The following is a 15,023-nucleotide window of genomic DNA, read 5'->3' on the forward strand; positions in this document are numbered from 1 at the left end:
GTCCCCGCAGGGACGCCCTTTGTACGGGCGGCCGCCGACGCACCGGCGGCTCCACGGTGGTGGGCGGAGCGTGGTGTGGGCGGCTCGATGCCGTCCACACCACGGCCGCGCTCGCCGGGCTGATCTCGGCTAGCTCTGGCTGGCCGCTTCCTCTCTGGCCTGGCAGTTGGGGCGGTGAAGGTTCCGTATCCGGCGGAACATGCGCTCGCAGTACGCCACGTCTCCGGTGACTGTGGCTGTGAGTCCGCATCGGCACGTGTACTTGATGGTCCCGGGGCAGATGAAGCGTGCGCGGAATACTTCGGAGAACTTGGTGAAGACAGACATGGGGGTTCCTCGGGATAGGTGCGGGGTGCAGTGCGGCTGCTCGGGGTCCGGCCGGGCGGTGGTGGTCCGCCCGGCCGGTGTCTTCACGCTGCGGCTAGCTGGTGCTCGGCGACGCGGCACCGGGTCAGAACGGTCTGAGTGACCTCGCCATACGTGCTGTGTTCCTTGACGGTGCCGGTCAACTCGACTTCGTCGCCCTTGTCGGGGACGGTGGCCGCGCTGCTGAACCAGACGTAGACGTTGCCTTCCTGGTCCTGGAACTTGATCAGGTGGCGGCGCTGGGCGTGGTAGCCGTAGTAGCGCTCCTCCAGCTCGATCACGGTCGTCACGGTGGCGGCCACGGTGAGCCGTTCTCCTTTGGCGCCTTGTGGCTTTGAGTTCTGGGCGGCGCGCTCGGCGGCGGCCTTCTCCTGGTCGCGGTGCCATCCTGCGATCGCGGAGACCAGCGTCGGCAGGTGTCGTGGGTTGACGGTCTCGGCCTTGGCCAGCTGGCCCACCTTGTGGCGGTAGTCGTTCGCGCTGCCGTATCCCTGGACGGCCCATTGCCGGACGGCGGCGGCCGTGGCGGGAGCGTCGGGCTCGGCGTCAATGGCCGCGCGCCACTCCATCGGGGCCTTGCGGCTGAAGAAGTACGCCTCGACTCCGTCAGCGGTCGGGGACTTCGCCCACTGCTCGGACCGGCTGTAGAAACGTCCCTCCTGGGCCACGATCGCGGCGGTCACCCGGAGCACCTCTGCCACGGGGACCCGGAGATCGGCGGGGAATCCGCCCTCGCTGTCGCCATCCCAATCGGAGTCCTTCAACCGCCCGAAGCGCCACAGTGCCTCAAGGCCCTTGATCGGCAGTCCGGTGTACGGCTCCACGCATGTGGTGCCCAACTGTCGGTACTCGCCGCTGTCGTGGCGGGCAAGGTAGGTCGCGGTCCGGTGGCGGGTCACGTTGCAGCCGTGGCAGACATTCTCGATCACCCGCTGTGCGCTCGCCTCGGCGGCAAGCTGCTCGGGCAGCCCAGGGAACAGGCTGAGGAGCGTCTCTCCCTCCTCGTCGTGGTCCAGCCGGGCCACGACCGTCCAGCCGCTGTGACGCGGGATCTCCCCGAAGATCGTCACGGTGACCATGGGTCGCTGGCCGATCACGCGGCCGTCGTACGAGTCTTTGTAGTCCGCAAGGAACGGGGCGGAGATGTCGAGCGAATAGGCGGTGAGTCCGTGGACGGCGGCGCGGGTGTTGGTGGCCTCGACAAGCTGACGGACGTGGTTGGCAGACGTGGCCGGGACGTCGAAACGCATGGCTGCGCTTTTCATCGCGTGTGCTCCTGCTGGTGAGAGGTGATGAGTGCCCGGCCGGGCGGGTTGCCCTCCGCGTTCGGCCGGACCTGGTGGGCCGCGTGGGCCCAGTGGCCGGAGGGGGTGTTGCCCTCCCCCTCCGACACAATTAATTAAACCATGTTTTGAGCTATGGGGCAAACATCGCGGCCGGGGATCTCCAGTGCCGCGCGGTCCCGGAGGAACGCCGCGAACAGGGCGGCGGTGTAGCTGTCGGCGGTGCCGTAGATGCGGCGGCAGTCAAGGGCCCCGATTCGCTCGGCCCGGTGCAGCACGGGGAACGCCTGGCCGGGGGCGGGGATGACGAGCGCGTACAGTCCGCGCGAGGTATCCACACGCAGCACGACGGCGGCGGCCTCGTGGTCGTAGGCGGCGCTCCAGCGGTCGGGCCCGATGCCGAACTCAGCGAGTCCGGCGGCAATCGCGCGGGCCTGCATGATGTCGGCCGTGGTGGCGGGGTCGGGCTCGGCGGGGGCGGGGAGGCAACCGCAACCATGGGCGTCTGCGGGGGTCTCGAACGTGGCTGTACGGGTCACTGTGAGGCTCCTGGGGCGGCCGGGGCGGGTGGGTCTTCCCGCCCCGGAGTCGTACGGCTGAGGGTCTTAGGCGGCGGCTGCGTCGTCGTCCGACGGTTCGTCGGCGGCAGGCTCCTGGTCGGCGGCCTGCTCGGCGTCGGCGTTGGCCGTGATCGCGGCGCGCTTCTTCTTGTACGGGTCGTACGGCTCGCCATCCTTGACGGACTGTTCAATCGGGGTGAGCTGGTACCCGAGCGCTTCGAGGATCGCGAACCACTTGCCCGTGGGCCTGCGGATTTCGCGGCAGATCTGGTCATCGGTGCGCCATGCGAACCGGGTCGCGGACTTCTCGCGGACGGCGGCGACGGCAGCAAACTGGAGCTGAGGCGCGCGGCGGGGGTCCTTGGCGACGTGGTCCGGGAAGTCCATGCGGTACTTCGCCTTGTCGCCGGTGAGCCCGAGCAGAGTTGCCAGAATCTTGGTGGTGCCCTCCTTGTTCAGGTCGTCACAGATTCCCCAAGTACCGCCGAGCAACGCGGTGTTGACGTACTCAATAAGGGCGTTGATGGTGTCCTTGGGGAGGTTGCGCCGCTTGATCATGTCCGCAAGCCACTGGTGACGCCTGCCCTCGGCCGCGTCCCACTCCAGATTCCCCTTCTTGACGGCGGCACGGGCGGCCTTCTCCGCTTCCTTCTCGGCGGTGCTCTTGCCGCTGCCACCCAACGGGTTGCCGGGCTCGGCGTGGCCGTACAGGGCGGGAGAAGTGCAGTACGGCTTCAACTGCTCGTCGTCGGAGTCCTCCAGAACCCACACCTGCCCCTTGCACTCCGAGTGCTCCTCGGCGGTGATCCGCTTGCCGTCCGGGGTCCTGAGACGCCATACCGGGGTGGTCCGTTCGGACAGCTCCGCCTTGTCCCGGACCTTCTGCCCGGCCTTCTCCAGCTCGGCCCGGTGTGCTTGGGCCTTCGCCTGCTTCTCGCGCTTGGTCCGCTCGATCCTGATAGTCCAGTCGACTTCGTCGGCGGCGCCTTCATCCTCGGTGGCCTCCTCGGCGGCCTCCGTGATCGCGGCGAGCGCCTCGGGGTCGTCAGCAAACTCGCTGAGGGCCGCGAGCTGATCGAACGTCCACGCGTAGTTGCCCGCGACGACATCGTTCAAGGTTTTGTCGCTCCTGACCTTCACGACGGCCTTGACGTCCTTCTGCCGGACACCTGCGGCCTTGGCGATGCGGCCCACCTGGGCGCCCGCCTCGGCCGCGCTGAACATGGCGGCGGTCATCTCGCCATGGCTGAGCGCCTTGCGGTGCTGGGCAGTGGTGATCATGTCGAGGAACTGCCCGGCCGCGTCGCGGTCGTCGTCCTCCCACTCGTACGGGAGGTGGGTAAGCCCTGCCTCCTGTGCGCCGAAGTACCTCCGGTTCCCGTCGTTGACCTGGACAACGCCCCCGTCCAGCCGCTGAACCTTGACCGGGATGCGGCACCCCTCGGCGCGCAGCGACTCCACGAACGACGCGTTGATGTCGAGGTCCTCGCGGGCGTTCTTCGGGTGCGGGGTGAGCGCGTCAATCCGGATGACCGGTCGGGGCGTGAACGGCACGGCCTCCAGTCCGACGGCGACGGCGGCGGCCAGTCGCTGGAACCCGTCGATCACCTGGGGCACGTCGCCATGAGTGCGGACGACGTACAGCGGCTCCTGCACACCGTTGGCCTGAATGTCGGCCGAGAGATCGGCGGGCACCTCGATATTGCGGACGTTGCCGGGGTGGGCGGTGAGTTCGGCGACGGGGAGGGTCTCCCACTGGGCAGGGGCGACCTGGACGCCGGCCTGGGCCGTGGCATTGCTCATCGTTCTTCGTCTTCCTTGGTGAGAGGTTCCGCCGGGCCGGTCGGCCTGGCGGGGGTGTCGGTCGGGGCGTTGCCCTCCCCTTCCGACACCACTAATTAAACCATGTTCTTGCCCTTGAGTCAAGGCCCGGGGCGGCGCCGCGCCGCCCCGGACGTGTCGACTATGCCGAGATGGCTCCGGAGGTGGCGCGGCCGATGCGGCGACCTCCGATGTCAGCGTGGCCTCCGGCGGCCCATCCGTCTCGGAATCCGGTGCCGGTCATGGTGGTGGAGCCACCCTTGCGGGCGCGCGGGTACACCTGGCGGTAGTTGCGCTCCACCACGGCCTTGCGGTCGGCCAGAACCAGGGCGGCGCTGCGGCCGGTCGCCGTGGTCTCGTTGCGGGCCGCGTCGCGCGCGCCCTGCTCGGCTTCCTCGATCCGCCCGCCGACGCGGTCGATGAAGCCCAGGAGCCAGGAACGGCGCCACACGCGTACGCCCCTGCTCACCGGTACGTACTGGGCTGCGAGTCCGCTGTTCATCTGGAGGAGAAGGGAGGTGTAGAGGAGTTCGACGCGCTCAAGGTCGGATTCGTACCCGAAGAGGTGGACACGGCGGCCGGGCCCGCCTCCGTCCCGGCCAAGGTGGATGAGCTGGCATCCAAGAGCCCTGGCTATCCGGTTGATCAGGCGGACCCGTTCCATTGCCCACGGGTTGTCAAGAACGATCTGGCGGTTGACGGGGGCATCGTTCGATGGCTTTCCATCGTTCAACATGGCCTGTTCTACGCCGTACTTGGCCATCATCTCGAACGCCCGCTTACGGGCCAGTTCGGCTTCCGCCTCGGCGGTCGCGGGGTCCTCGGCCTTGGCCAGCAGGGCGCGGATGGTGTCCAGCTTGGGGTTCTTCTTCTCGGTGCTCACAGTTCTGCTCCTGGTGAGAGGTTCCGCCGGGCCGGTCGGTCCGGCGGGGTGTCGATCGGGGTGTTGCCCTCCCCTTCCGACATCACTAATTAAACCATGTTTTGAGGCTCTGATCAACTCCTGAACTGGGGTTTTGTTCGTGCGGGACGACGGTCCGGGCCTGGGAATGGGGCCTCGGCCCATACGGGCCTGCGGCGGGGTTCCCTCCTCGGTCGGACGGCGCTGCCCTGCGTGCCGTGGTGCAGGGGTGCGAGGTGGAGCGCCCGGAAGCACGCAACTTCGTGAGGAACGAGGGAAGTTGCGTGACCCGGACGTACGACCTCGCGCCCCTGCGGCGCGGTGCGCTCTGCTGGGTCGGCCGACCGAGGAGGGAACCCCGCCCCCTCTACCTCAACCACGGCGGCGCGACGGCCGAGCGACTGCTCCTCCCCCTCCGAGAGAGGACCCGCCGGAGGCATAGATGTTCTGAGGCCGGCGTCCCACTCGCCAGTTCGAGATGTCTCCGGACCTGTGCCTACGGTGCGCGCCATGAGCAGGTATTCCGAGCAGCAGCGCGCAGAGATCGAGGAAGCGGTCCAGGGCCTGGTGGGCGAGATGGAAGACATCGTCCGCCACCAGGTCGCCGACGGCCGGTGGCGTCCGTCGTACAAGGAGGTGGAGAACGTCACGGACAGCGAGCTGAAGGAAGCCGCGGAGTCGTTGGCCAACCGCCTGGCGCCGGTGGCCGACAAGGTGCTCGTGGTGACTGCGACGGCCACACAGAGCTTCGACGGAGAGAACTGATGACCACGACTTCAACGGCTGGGGTGAGCCAATCCGAACTGCGGCGCCGCGTACGGGAGATCGAGGCTCTCCAGGCGAAGACGCGTGAGCTGGCGGCGGGGAATGTTCTGACGGCGCGGGAGGCCGCGCTGAAGGCGGCGCTCGCGAAGGAAGCGGCGGACATCGCGGCGCGTGAGGCGGCGGCGGCGGTCCTGCGGCTGTTCGGCAACGACGCCGAGTTGGTCGCTGAGCTGCTCGGCGTGCCGGCGGAGGAGCTGGAACGGGAGGCGAAGCCTGTTACCGCAGCTCGCGCGAAGGAGGTCATCGAGTCCCTGCGTGCTCATGCGGAGCGTCCCCGAACCCGCCGCTCGCGCACCGCCCGCCCTGCAAAGACGCAGGAACCGGCTCCGGTGACCACCGCGCATTCGGTGGCCGCTGATCCAGATGACAGCCGCACTGATGCCGCGTGAAGACGGCCCCGCGCCCGGTCTGTTCCCGCATTCCGCAGTGGACCGGGCAGGGCCGGTGCCGGGCGAGGACCTGCCCGAGCAACTCGCGCTGATTGGGGAGCCGTCGCCGGTACGCATCCCGGCCGTGGCCTGGACGGCATGGCTGGCCGACGACTCGGTCCGAACCCGGTACTGGGCCAAGGTCCACCGCACGTCTTCAACGTCGGACTGCTGGTTCTTCTTCGGGGGAATCTCCAGCACAGGCCACGCGAGTTTCCGGGCGGCGTCATTGCCTGGCCTGACTCGGCGCGGCACCGTGCCGGGCCACCTGTACGGCTACCAGCTCGCGCACGGTGTGATTCCCCGGCTTGGCTGGGGCACCGACAGCCCGACCGTATGCCACACGTGTGACAGCCACTCGTGCCAACAGCCTGTGCACCTTCGACTGGGTACCCCGGCGGAGAACCGGGCTGAGTGGCTGGCTCGCCGCCGGAACCCGAGCAGCCCGCTGGCAGACCTGCGGGGGCCCGCCGGCCGCTCACGCGCGATCGGCGAGGCCATACGGACTGGTCGCGCGAACGGCGAGACCGAGGCGGAGATCGCCCTCCGCATCCGTACCGCAGCGGCGGCAGGCCGCCCGCTGAGCCTGTGGTGACCGCCCCCGGAAACCACTCGACCACCCTTGCGATCAGGAGAGCGCTGACGCCCATGTCCACGAACATTTCCCGGCACGCGAGCGACGCCGCAGCGGCGATACGCGAGATCAACCACGCCACCTTCGGACCGGAAGCGCTGCGGTATCCGCCGCTGGTCAGCGAGGTCACGCAGTCCCTCACGGTGATGCTCGACAGCCTCCCCCAGACCTTCGACCAGCTCTCAGCCGCGATTCGACGGCACCTGTCGGAGGGCCTGATCCGGATGGACGACGGCACTGACGCCGGCTCGGCTGCTGACGAAGTCCTTCGCTACCTCGGCGAAGCCGGTGACGGAGCACGGGCTCTGTCCGACAGCCTCCACCAGGCCGCCTCGATCCTTTTCCACATGGGTACGACGGAGGCCAGGGCATGACCGCCGACTACCCGTTCCCCGAGCCATTCGGCCCCGAGTACGTACGGCCGACGTCGGAGGGGTGCCCGAACTGCCCGTGTCACACCCGGCGCGTCTGTGAGGCGTTTCAGTGGCTCCGGGCCGAGCGGCCGACCTATTCGGACGGCACCCCGTACGACAAGCCGTGCCCATGCGTGCGGGCCGCCGCTGAACCGGTGGCCCGCACGGTGATGATCGAGCTAGACGGCATCCTCCGCGCGGTCCCCGCGCAGTACCACCGCAGGGGATTCCTGGCGGGCCGGATGGTCACCGAGCGGATCTTCAGCGCGGAGTCCGCCTTGCTGGGCGAGTGTCCCGTCCCTGTGCCGATGGGCCTTTACCGCCCGAAGGACGGCACTGACCCCCGCTTGATCGTCATCGACTCGGCAGGGGAGAAGTGGGTCATGGGCTTCACGGCCCAGCACAGCCTTCAGCGCTACCGGATTACAGGATGGAGCGCAGTCGAGAACCTGCCGCCCCCGGCCGCGGGCTGCGCCGGAAGCCGTCCCCGACCACACAACTCAGAGTGATGGCGCTTCTTCGGCGTGCGCCCAAAATCGAACACATGATTGAATTTCGACCATGCCGTCCCCCCACTTCCCCCACGACCTAGTCCAGCTCCAGCACGCATGGAACCGTACGTACGCCGCACTCGCCGTACCCCGTTCCCACAACGTGACGGCGTTGCGCCGCGAGCTTCAGCGGCTTTCCGTGCGTCTGGTCTGGCACCCCTTCTTCAACAGCGTCTCCAGCGGGGGGCCGGCGGCCAGAGCCGAGCTGCGGCGGCAGGTACGCGCGTATGAGCAGTCGGAGGCGAGGGCCTCGTGGCTGGCCTGAGCGATCAGCAGATACGCATTGCCCGAAGTGCGCGGGAGTACGTCGCCGAGTTCGGAGAGCCGCCCTCGATGCGCGACCTTGCCGCAGCCGTCGGTCTGTCCAGCGCCTCCACCGTTGCCTACCACCTGCGGCGGATGCGTGAGCACGGTCTCGCGGTGGAGACCCGCGGCCGGCCCAGTAGCCGGTGTCCGCACTGTGGCCACTGAGGCAAACCAAGCACGAGGGCCCGCTCCTCCGAAGAGGAGCGGGCCCTGACGCATCGGCTTCGAGATGCTTCTCTGCCTTACGGACCGACTTGCACCGAACTGTGGCGGCCTGGCAGGCACCGAGGCTTCATGATCGCGGAGGAACAGAGGTTCGGCTATGCCCTGGACTCCACCGGGTCGAGATTCGGGTTCTGCGAGCAGACCTCCAAGGCGTCCATGCGGGCCTGCTCGAACGCCCTCCGCACGGCAGCCTTGTTGATTCCGCGGGCGTGGGCTTCCGTGGTTCCTCCGGGCCGGAACTCGATCCGGAACTCGGCGGCCTTCGTGGTGAAACCGTCGTGCTCGAACTCCCACGTCCACCGGCTCATCACGGGATGCGGTTCGTACGACAAGGCGCCGTCGGGTTCGTGCGACGCCAGGGCGGAGTGAACGAACTCGCGCGCCGGCATCCGGGTCCAGACCGGCCCGCCACCGGTCCACTGTTCGCGTTCCTCCGGTCCTATCGCGCCGCGCCGCGTGGGCTTCTCCTCGGACCAGCCATCCGCGCGCATGGCGTCGATCTCGTCCGCGTGGTCGTCGTTCCACTGGTCGGCCACGTCCTGGGCGTCCTGGCGGTCCGCGAAGGGCACCTCGCGGCCATCCAGAGTGACCACGAAGACCGTCTCGCTTCCGTCCTCCGGTCCGTCCTGCACCATGCCGCTCGCGTCCTTCCAGATCTCTTGGGCCAGGCCGGACAGCTGGCGAGGCACGTTGAGCAGTCCGTCTGTCGTGGATGCCAGACCGGAGCGTTCGAGGAATCCGGGCAACGGGGCGGTCGGGTCCATGGCCCATTCGACTGCGGCCATGACTTCGTCGTCCAGCGCGTCCAGCAGGTGACCGTACCGGTCCACGGTGGTGGTGATGGACTCGTGGCCAAGCCGTCCCTGGATGGCGGGCAGGGGCACCTTCGCAGCAATGAGCCACGACGCGTGGGAGTGGCGAAGGTCGTGGATGCGGGGTCGCTTGATGAGCCCGTACTTCTCTGCGGCCAGCTCGATCGCGGGCACCCAGCGCAGACGGCGGAAGGTGCCGGGATCCCACTTGCCCCCTTCGGGGCCCGTGAACAGGAGCGCGTCGGGAGCCAGGCCCTTCGCACGGCGCCGCAGCGTCCGGTCCAGCTTGTGGGTGATGACGACGGTCCGGCGCGACTTCCGCGTCTTCGGCGGGCCAAGGACGGACTTGCCGTCTTCGTCCTTCTTCCAGGCCCTTTGGACACGGATAGCGGGCCTGCCGTTACGGCGGCGGAGGTCGCGCGGCTGGAGTGCAGTGGCCTCACCCCAACGGAAGCCGGTTTCCGCAATCGTCTCGCCGAGTTCCTTGGCATCGTCGGCAAGGCAGTCGTGCAGCCATGCCCACTCTTCGCGTTCGAGGAAGACCATCTCCTCCTCGTCCTCCGCTCCGTCGAGCCGAGGGAGGCGCGTCTTCGAGCACGGGTTGGCGCCCCTCAGTGACGGTTCTGCATCGACGGCGGACTGCAAGATCGCGGACAGCAGTCCATGCTTGTTCTGGACGGTCTTCGGGGCGTACTTCGTCCGAGGCTTCCGGTCCCGCGCGTCCATCGGAGCCAGACGTCCGGCCTCAAGATCGTTGACCCAGTCCTGCACCATCGCCCGGACGATGCCGCCCTGGCCGTCCTCCACGGAGTAGGGCCCGAACCAGGGCACCATGTTCTCGCGTATTTCTTTCTTGTACTTGCTGCGGGTATCGCCCTGAATGCCGGTGAGCCGGTCTACGTAGGCGAGGGCGAAGGGCTCGAACATAGTTGCTGGCCTCCGCTGCTCCGCAACGAACCCCTGGCCCCGAACCCAGCCTGGCGGCCACTCCTGGCCGTGTCCATTGACCAGTTCCTTGAACCGGCTCGCGGCCTTCGGGTCGTCGAAGTTCTCGCTCTCCTGCTTGCCGCTCGCCTTGCCGCCCTTGCGCCACATGACGCAGTAGGTGGTCGTTCCGTCCTTGTTTGGGCGGTCTTTCACGTAAGCCATGGTCGGCACCGTAGATCAGATGCGTGCTGACACGGTGCTGACGTTATAAACACAGAGAGGTCCTCTGACCTGCGTTTCCGCAGGTCAGAGGACCTCTCATGATGTGGAGCCTAGGAGAGTCGAACCCCTGACATCTGCCATGCAAAGACAGCGCTCTACCAACTGAGCTAAGGCCCCGTCGCGGACCAGAGTACCCGGTGCCCGGCCGCTTTCCCGACCGGGTATCGCCCCGGGCAGTCGCTCTCCGTAGGATGCTTCGCGAGATTCGCGGCAGTGAAGCGCGATCGGGGAGACAGGGGAGACGGCATGGACGCAGCACAGCAGGAAGCCACCGCGCGGGCCCGGGAACTCCAGCGCAGTTGGTACGGGGAGCCTCTGGGTGCGCTGTTCCGCCGTCTGATCGACGACCTCGGTCTCAATCAGGCCCGGCTGGCCTCCGTGCTCGGGCTCTCCGCGCCGATGCTGTCCCAGCTGATGAGCGGGCAGCGCGCAAAGATAGGCAACCCGGCCGTGGTGCAGCGGGTCCAGGCGCTCCAGGAGCTGGCCGGGCAGGTCGCCGACGGGAGCGTCAGTGCCGCCGAGGCCACCGACCGCATGGACGAGATCAAGAAGACAGCCGGCGGGTCGGTGCTGAACAACACCGCGCAGGCCACGTCGTCGACGGGGGCGACGACGGTGCGCCGGGTGGTGCGGGAGATTCAGTCGTTGCTGCGCTCGGTCTCGGATGCGGGGGACATCATCGACGCGGCGAACACCCTCGCCCCCACGCACCCCGAACTGGCAGAGTTCCTGCGGGTCTACGGTGCCGGCCGCACCGCCGACGCGGTCGCCCACTACGAGGCACACCAGAACTAGTACGCGGCGCACCGGAGCTGGCCGGCCGCGTCCACAGCGGCACTTGCGGAGTTCAGAGGGCGGACGGGGCGCAATGGGTGAGATCTTCGCCGGTCGGTACGAACTGATCGACCCGATCGGGCGGGGCGGTGTGGGCGCCGTCTGGCGCGCCTGGGACCAGCGCCGCCGCCGCTATGTCGCGGCCAAGGTGCTCCAGCAGAGCGACGCGCACACCCTCCTGCGCTTCGTCCGCGAGCAGGCGCTGCGGATCGACCACCCGCATGTGCTGGCCCCGGCGAGCTGGGCCGCGGACGACGACAAGGTGCTGTTCACCATGGACCTGGTGAACGGCGGCTCGTTGGCGCATCTGACCGGCGACTACGGGCCCCTGCCGCCGCGGTACGTCTGCACGCTGCTGGACCAGCTGCTGGCCGGGCTGACGGCGGTGCACGCCGAGGGTGTGGTGCACCGCGACATCAAACCGGCGAACATCCTGCTGGAGGCCACCGGTACGGGCCGTCCGCATCTGCGGCTGTCCGACTTCGGCATCGCGATGCGCAAGGGGGAACCGCGGCTCACCGAGGCCAACTATGTGGTGGGCACACCCGGTTACTTCGCCCCCGAGCAAATGCTGGGCGCCGAACCGGACTTCCCGGCGGATCTCTTCGCGGTCGGCCTGGTCGGGCTCTATCTGGTCACCGGCCGCAAACCGGACTCCGAGGCGCTGATCAAGCACTTCGCCCGGCACGGCATCCCGGACGCGCCCGAGGACGTGCCGGAACCCCTCTGGCAGGTGCTGGCCAGTCTGCTGCATCCGGATCCGCAGGCCCGGTTCAGGACGGCCACGGGGGCGCGTAAGGCGCTCCTGCCGGCGGTCGAGATGCTGCCGGAGACGACGATCGAGGACGAGGTCGTCGAGGTCTTCGACCACATCGGGCCACTGCCTTCGGGGTACGGCGCGGACGGGCCCCTGGGCCCCGACACCATGGCCGACGGCCCACACGGGAACGAGCGTCCCGGCCCGCGCGGGAACGGCGGCCCCGGCCCGCGCGGGAACGGCGGTTCCCGCTCGTACAGGGACGACGTGCGCGGGGACGGGGACGTTGACGCGCATAGGGACGGCGCCGCGCGCAGGGACGGCGGCGCACTCGGGGACGCCGGTTCACCCGCCAGGCCCTCCCACCAGGCCGCCGGGCAGGTGTCCATGTCGGACACCGGGAGTTTCCAGCTCGCGCCACCGCGGCAGAGCACCCCGGCGCCGCCGCAGCCGGCCGCACCGCCCACCCCCACCGCCACACCTGCCGCCCCCACACCGACACCCCTGCCCGGCAGCACGCCTCCGGGCCACGGCATACCGTCCGCACCCGCCACCCCACCGCCCCCGCCTCCGACCTACGAGCCGACGGCCGCCCTCCGCCCGGAGCCGTCCGCGACCCGCCCCTACACGGCGGACCACCACCCCGTCCCCGGGCACCCCCAGGTCACCGCCCCGGGACAGCCCGCCCCCATGACGCCGATGGCGCCGATGACCGGGATGACCGGGACGACGGGGACGACGGGCATACCTGGAACGCCAGGGCTGGCAGAGATGGCAGGCATGGCGCCGATGGCCCGGCCCGCGTATCCCGCGGCCGCTACAGCCACCACTTCCGACGCCGCCGCCGCGGTCCCCGCACCACCAGGGACCGCCCCGTACAAGCGACCGGGGCCGCCTCCGAAGGTGGCGGTCCCGGTACTGATCGTCGCGCTGCTGTGCATCGCGGTCGGCGTCTGGGCTCTGTTCGCCGCCTGACGCACCCGTCCGCCGCCCGGCTACCAGCCCTGCGGCGGCCCGAACTGCTCGGCTTCCCGGCTCTGTTGCGCCGCCCGGTCCTCCTGCGGCGTCCCGGACAACGGCGATGCCGATGCCGATGCCGATGCCGATGCCGATGCCGATGCCTGCGAAGTCTGAGACTGCTGCGATGTCTCTGCCGCAGGCGAGGAATTCAAGGACTGCGACAACTGCGACAACTGCGGGGACTGCGGGGACTGCGAAGGCAGCGAAGACTGTGTTGCCGAAGACCGCTCCGCCTCAGGCGACCGGCCTGGCTGACCTGCCCACTCCGGTTGGCCCAGCTCATTCGGCCGACCCAGCTGACCCGGCTGATTCGGCTGATTCGGCTGACCCGTTGGCGACTGCATCGACTGACCCGACTGCCCGTACAGCTCCGGCCACCCCGGCGGCGGGACAGGCACCGCCTCAGGCGCCACAGGGTTCCGGGGCACCGCCCCGGACATCACAGGGCCCGGAGGCACCGTCCCAGGCATCACGGGGGCCACAGAAGCCACAACAGCCCCCTGCGGCCCCTGTGCCTCGGGCATACCCGGAGCCCCGGGCCTCGCCGCACCCCCCACCTTGCGCCGCGCCACCACCGTCCACACCGCGAGCCCCAGCAACAGCGTCACGCCCGTACCGATCCCGGCGTACGCCACCGCCATCAGGGTGCCGCTCTTCGCCGCCCCCTGGGCGGGCTGCCCCTTGTCGGCCATGTCCCGGTCGGTGGGTGTGACGGAGAAAACGCCGGTCGGCCGGGAGTAACCGGGCCCGGCCTGCGCGGTGCCCAGGACGTCCACCCGCAGAGTGAGGTCCGCGCCCTCGGGAAAGTACTGCGCCATACCCGGATTGAGGGTGACCTCCAGGTAGTACCAGCCCGCGAACCGCATCGCGCTGACCGCACCGGTCGGGTGGAGGCGGTTGCCGTACGCGACGGGCGCGGTGAATTCTCTGGCGGCGGCCGGTTTCCCGCTGTACGAGACGAAGTTGTTGTCCCGCACCGCCCCGCGCGCGGGATTGAAGAGGCTGAGCCCCAGCGCGTTCGAGACGTACTTCGTGACACCGGTCGTCGCCGCACCGGCCGTCGGGTCAGCGAGGGTCGAATTCGGCAGTTCGGCGCTCACGTTGAGCTGCTGCCCCCAGTCCACCGGTACGCGGTAGAACCGGGCCTCGCCCGGCCTGATCCGGTCCTGCCACACGCCCTTGCCGACCGACCCCGCGTCGTTGAAACCGGTCCCGCCTCTGGCGTCGCGCTTGTTGGTGTCGGTGGGCGGAGCGGGCGTCGCACTGCTCCACGTGCCGTCGCCGGGCCGGTCCGGGGTGCCGCCCTTGAGCGCGGGCTCGGTGAGACAGCCGATCTCGACCGGCCAGCTGTCGGGACCGGAGGCCGCCGTCCCCTTGCGGCTGATCACCAGGTAGTACGGGCCCGCTTTCTGACAGTCCGTCCTGTCCGCGCCGATACGGCGGACGGCGTAGTCGGCGATGGGATAGGCCGCTCCACCGCTGTGGAAGGACGGATGCGCGACCGGGCCACAGGTGCTGCCGCCGCTGTCCTGGACGCTGATGGCCAACTGGTCGCCGTAGTCCTGGACCTTGGTGCCGGGCCGGGGCGCGGCGACCGCCGAGAAATACGCACTGGTCCTGTCGTCCAGGGTGACGGCGTAGTACTTCCGCTCACCGCGGCCGATGGAGTCGGTGTGCATACCGGGGGTGAGCTGCGGCGCGTCCGCGGCACTCGGGGTGCCCGTGATCGCCGTGGCGCCGTCCGCCGTCCGGTAGGCGGGCACCTCCCCGGCCGAGGCCACTCCCACCGTCCCCGGCAGAGCCGTCACCACCGCGAGCGCCGCCAGCGCGACGAGCCCCCTGTACGTCGTGCGCCCCGTCACCACAAGTCACCCCTCATCGGTTCCGAATTCCCGCCGTACGCCCGCCCCTTCCCGCGGGCCCGCCGGAAGTCCACGCCGCGGCCGGCCGATACCGGTACGCCCACCCCGTCCGCCGGCGCCGTCCCCGCCGGGCCAAAACCCCATCCTCCACCGCTGCCCCGCGCGGTGTCCGCCAAGAGCCCGAATCACGTCTGGAGCTCCGTGCGCCATACCCCG

15 protein-coding genes and 1 tRNA gene are annotated in these 15,023 nt (G+C 69.3%); 9 read left to right on the forward strand and 7 right to left on the reverse strand.

The genetic code is table 11. The features are described from left to right. Nucleotides 1-410: 410 nt before the first annotated feature. The 4 genes from ACLJWH_RS20280 to ACLJWH_RS20295 form a co-directional block, all read right to left on the reverse strand. Nucleotides 411-1,631 carry a hypothetical protein gene (locus tag ACLJWH_RS20280; protein ID WP_411143133.1) on the reverse strand — a complete coding sequence of 407 codons (1,221 nt, stop codon included), beginning with the start codon at nucleotides 1,629-1,631 and terminating at the stop codon, nucleotides 411-413. A gap of 134 nt (nucleotides 1,632-1,765) precedes the next feature. Continuing rightward, nucleotides 1,766-2,188, reverse strand: a complete 423-nt coding sequence (locus ACLJWH_RS20285) for a hypothetical protein (RefSeq protein ID WP_411143134.1) — start codon at nucleotides 2,186-2,188, stop codon at nucleotides 1,766-1,768. A 66-nt stretch (nucleotides 2,189-2,254) separates the two neighbouring features. Beyond that, nucleotides 2,255-4,012, reverse strand: a complete 1,758-nt coding sequence (locus tag ACLJWH_RS20290; RefSeq protein ID WP_411143135.1) for a ParB N-terminal domain-containing protein — start codon at nucleotides 4,010-4,012, stop codon at nucleotides 2,255-2,257. A 160-nt stretch (nucleotides 4,013-4,172) separates the two neighbouring features. Beyond that, complete coding sequence (locus tag ACLJWH_RS20295) at nucleotides 4,173-4,913, reverse strand: DUF2786 domain-containing protein (protein ID WP_411143136.1); 741 nt, start codon at nucleotides 4,911-4,913, stop codon at nucleotides 4,173-4,175. Between the two features lie 528 nt (nucleotides 4,914-5,441). Between ACLJWH_RS20295 and ACLJWH_RS20300 the strand changes: the two genes are divergently transcribed. From ACLJWH_RS20300 to ACLJWH_RS20330, 7 genes are read left to right on the forward strand one after another with little or no spacing between them, the layout of a single operon-like run. Next, nucleotides 5,442-5,696: a hypothetical protein gene (locus tag ACLJWH_RS20300; protein ID WP_411143137.1), complete on the forward strand. Its 255-nt coding sequence runs from the start codon at nucleotides 5,442-5,444 to the stop codon at nucleotides 5,694-5,696. Then, complete coding sequence (locus tag ACLJWH_RS20305; protein WP_411143138.1) at nucleotides 5,696-6,145, forward strand: hypothetical protein; 450 nt, start codon at nucleotides 5,696-5,698, stop codon at nucleotides 6,143-6,145. Before ACLJWH_RS20300 ends, ACLJWH_RS20305 begins: the two co-directional genes overlap by 1 nt. Then, nucleotides 6,120-6,779: a hypothetical protein gene (locus ACLJWH_RS20310; protein WP_411143139.1), complete on the forward strand. Its 660-nt coding sequence runs from the start codon at nucleotides 6,120-6,122 to the stop codon at nucleotides 6,777-6,779. The genes ACLJWH_RS20305 and ACLJWH_RS20310 overlap by 26 nt, the downstream gene beginning before the upstream one ends. A gap of 53 nt (nucleotides 6,780-6,832) precedes the next feature. Continuing rightward, nucleotides 6,833-7,192, forward strand: coding sequence for a hypothetical protein (locus tag ACLJWH_RS20315; RefSeq protein ID WP_411143140.1), 360 nt, complete (start codon nucleotides 6,833-6,835; stop codon nucleotides 7,190-7,192). Then, on the forward strand, nucleotides 7,189-7,740 hold the full coding sequence (locus ACLJWH_RS20320; RefSeq protein ID WP_411143141.1) for a hypothetical protein: 552 nt from the start codon (nucleotides 7,189-7,191) through the stop codon (nucleotides 7,738-7,740). Before ACLJWH_RS20315 ends, ACLJWH_RS20320 begins: the two co-directional genes overlap by 4 nt. Nucleotides 7,741-7,792: 52 nt before the next feature. Continuing rightward, nucleotides 7,793-8,047 (forward strand): hypothetical protein, encoded by a 255-nt coding sequence (locus ACLJWH_RS20325; protein ID WP_411143142.1) that lies wholly within the window; start codon nucleotides 7,793-7,795, stop codon nucleotides 8,045-8,047. Continuing rightward, entirely contained in the window at nucleotides 8,035-8,253 is a 219-nt protein-coding gene (locus ACLJWH_RS20330; RefSeq protein ID WP_411143143.1) for a hypothetical protein, read from the forward strand. The genes ACLJWH_RS20325 and ACLJWH_RS20330 overlap by 13 nt, the downstream gene beginning before the upstream one ends. Nucleotides 8,254-8,408: 155 nt before the next feature. Here the strand turns inward: ACLJWH_RS20330 and ACLJWH_RS20335 are convergent, their stop codons facing one another. Continuing rightward, the gene (locus ACLJWH_RS20335) at nucleotides 8,409-10,274 is read right to left on the reverse strand and encodes a tyrosine-type recombinase/integrase (RefSeq protein WP_411143144.1); all 1,866 of its coding nucleotides are present in this window, start codon (nucleotides 10,272-10,274) and stop codon (nucleotides 8,409-8,411) included. 104 nt (nucleotides 10,275-10,378) lie between these two features. Further along, nucleotides 10,379-10,451 (reverse strand) — tRNA-Ala (locus ACLJWH_RS20340). Between the two features lie 129 nt (nucleotides 10,452-10,580). Between ACLJWH_RS20340 and ACLJWH_RS20345 the strand changes: the two genes are divergently transcribed. Together ACLJWH_RS20345 and ACLJWH_RS20350 are read left to right on the forward strand one after the other, a co-directional pair. Beyond that, a complete protein-coding gene (locus ACLJWH_RS20345; RefSeq protein WP_094793616.1) occupies nucleotides 10,581-11,129 on the forward strand; it encodes a helix-turn-helix domain-containing protein in 549 nt (182 codons plus the stop codon). Between the two features lie 73 nt (nucleotides 11,130-11,202). Further along, nucleotides 11,203-12,900, forward strand: a complete 1,698-nt coding sequence (locus ACLJWH_RS20350; protein WP_411143145.1) for a serine/threonine-protein kinase — start codon at nucleotides 11,203-11,205, stop codon at nucleotides 12,898-12,900. Nucleotides 12,901-12,920: 20 nt separating this feature from the next. Here ACLJWH_RS20350 and ACLJWH_RS20355 read toward each other — a convergent pair whose 3' ends face one another. Continuing rightward, nucleotides 12,921-14,807 (reverse strand): hypothetical protein, encoded by a 1,887-nt coding sequence (locus ACLJWH_RS20355; protein ID WP_411143146.1) that lies wholly within the window; start codon nucleotides 14,805-14,807, stop codon nucleotides 12,921-12,923. Nucleotides 14,808-15,023: the final 216 nt, after the last annotated feature.

Source organism: Streptomyces sp. x-80 (assembly GCF_046549095.1).
Classification (GTDB): Bacteria; Actinomycetota; Actinomycetes; order Streptomycetales; family Streptomycetaceae; genus Streptomyces; species Streptomyces celluloflavus.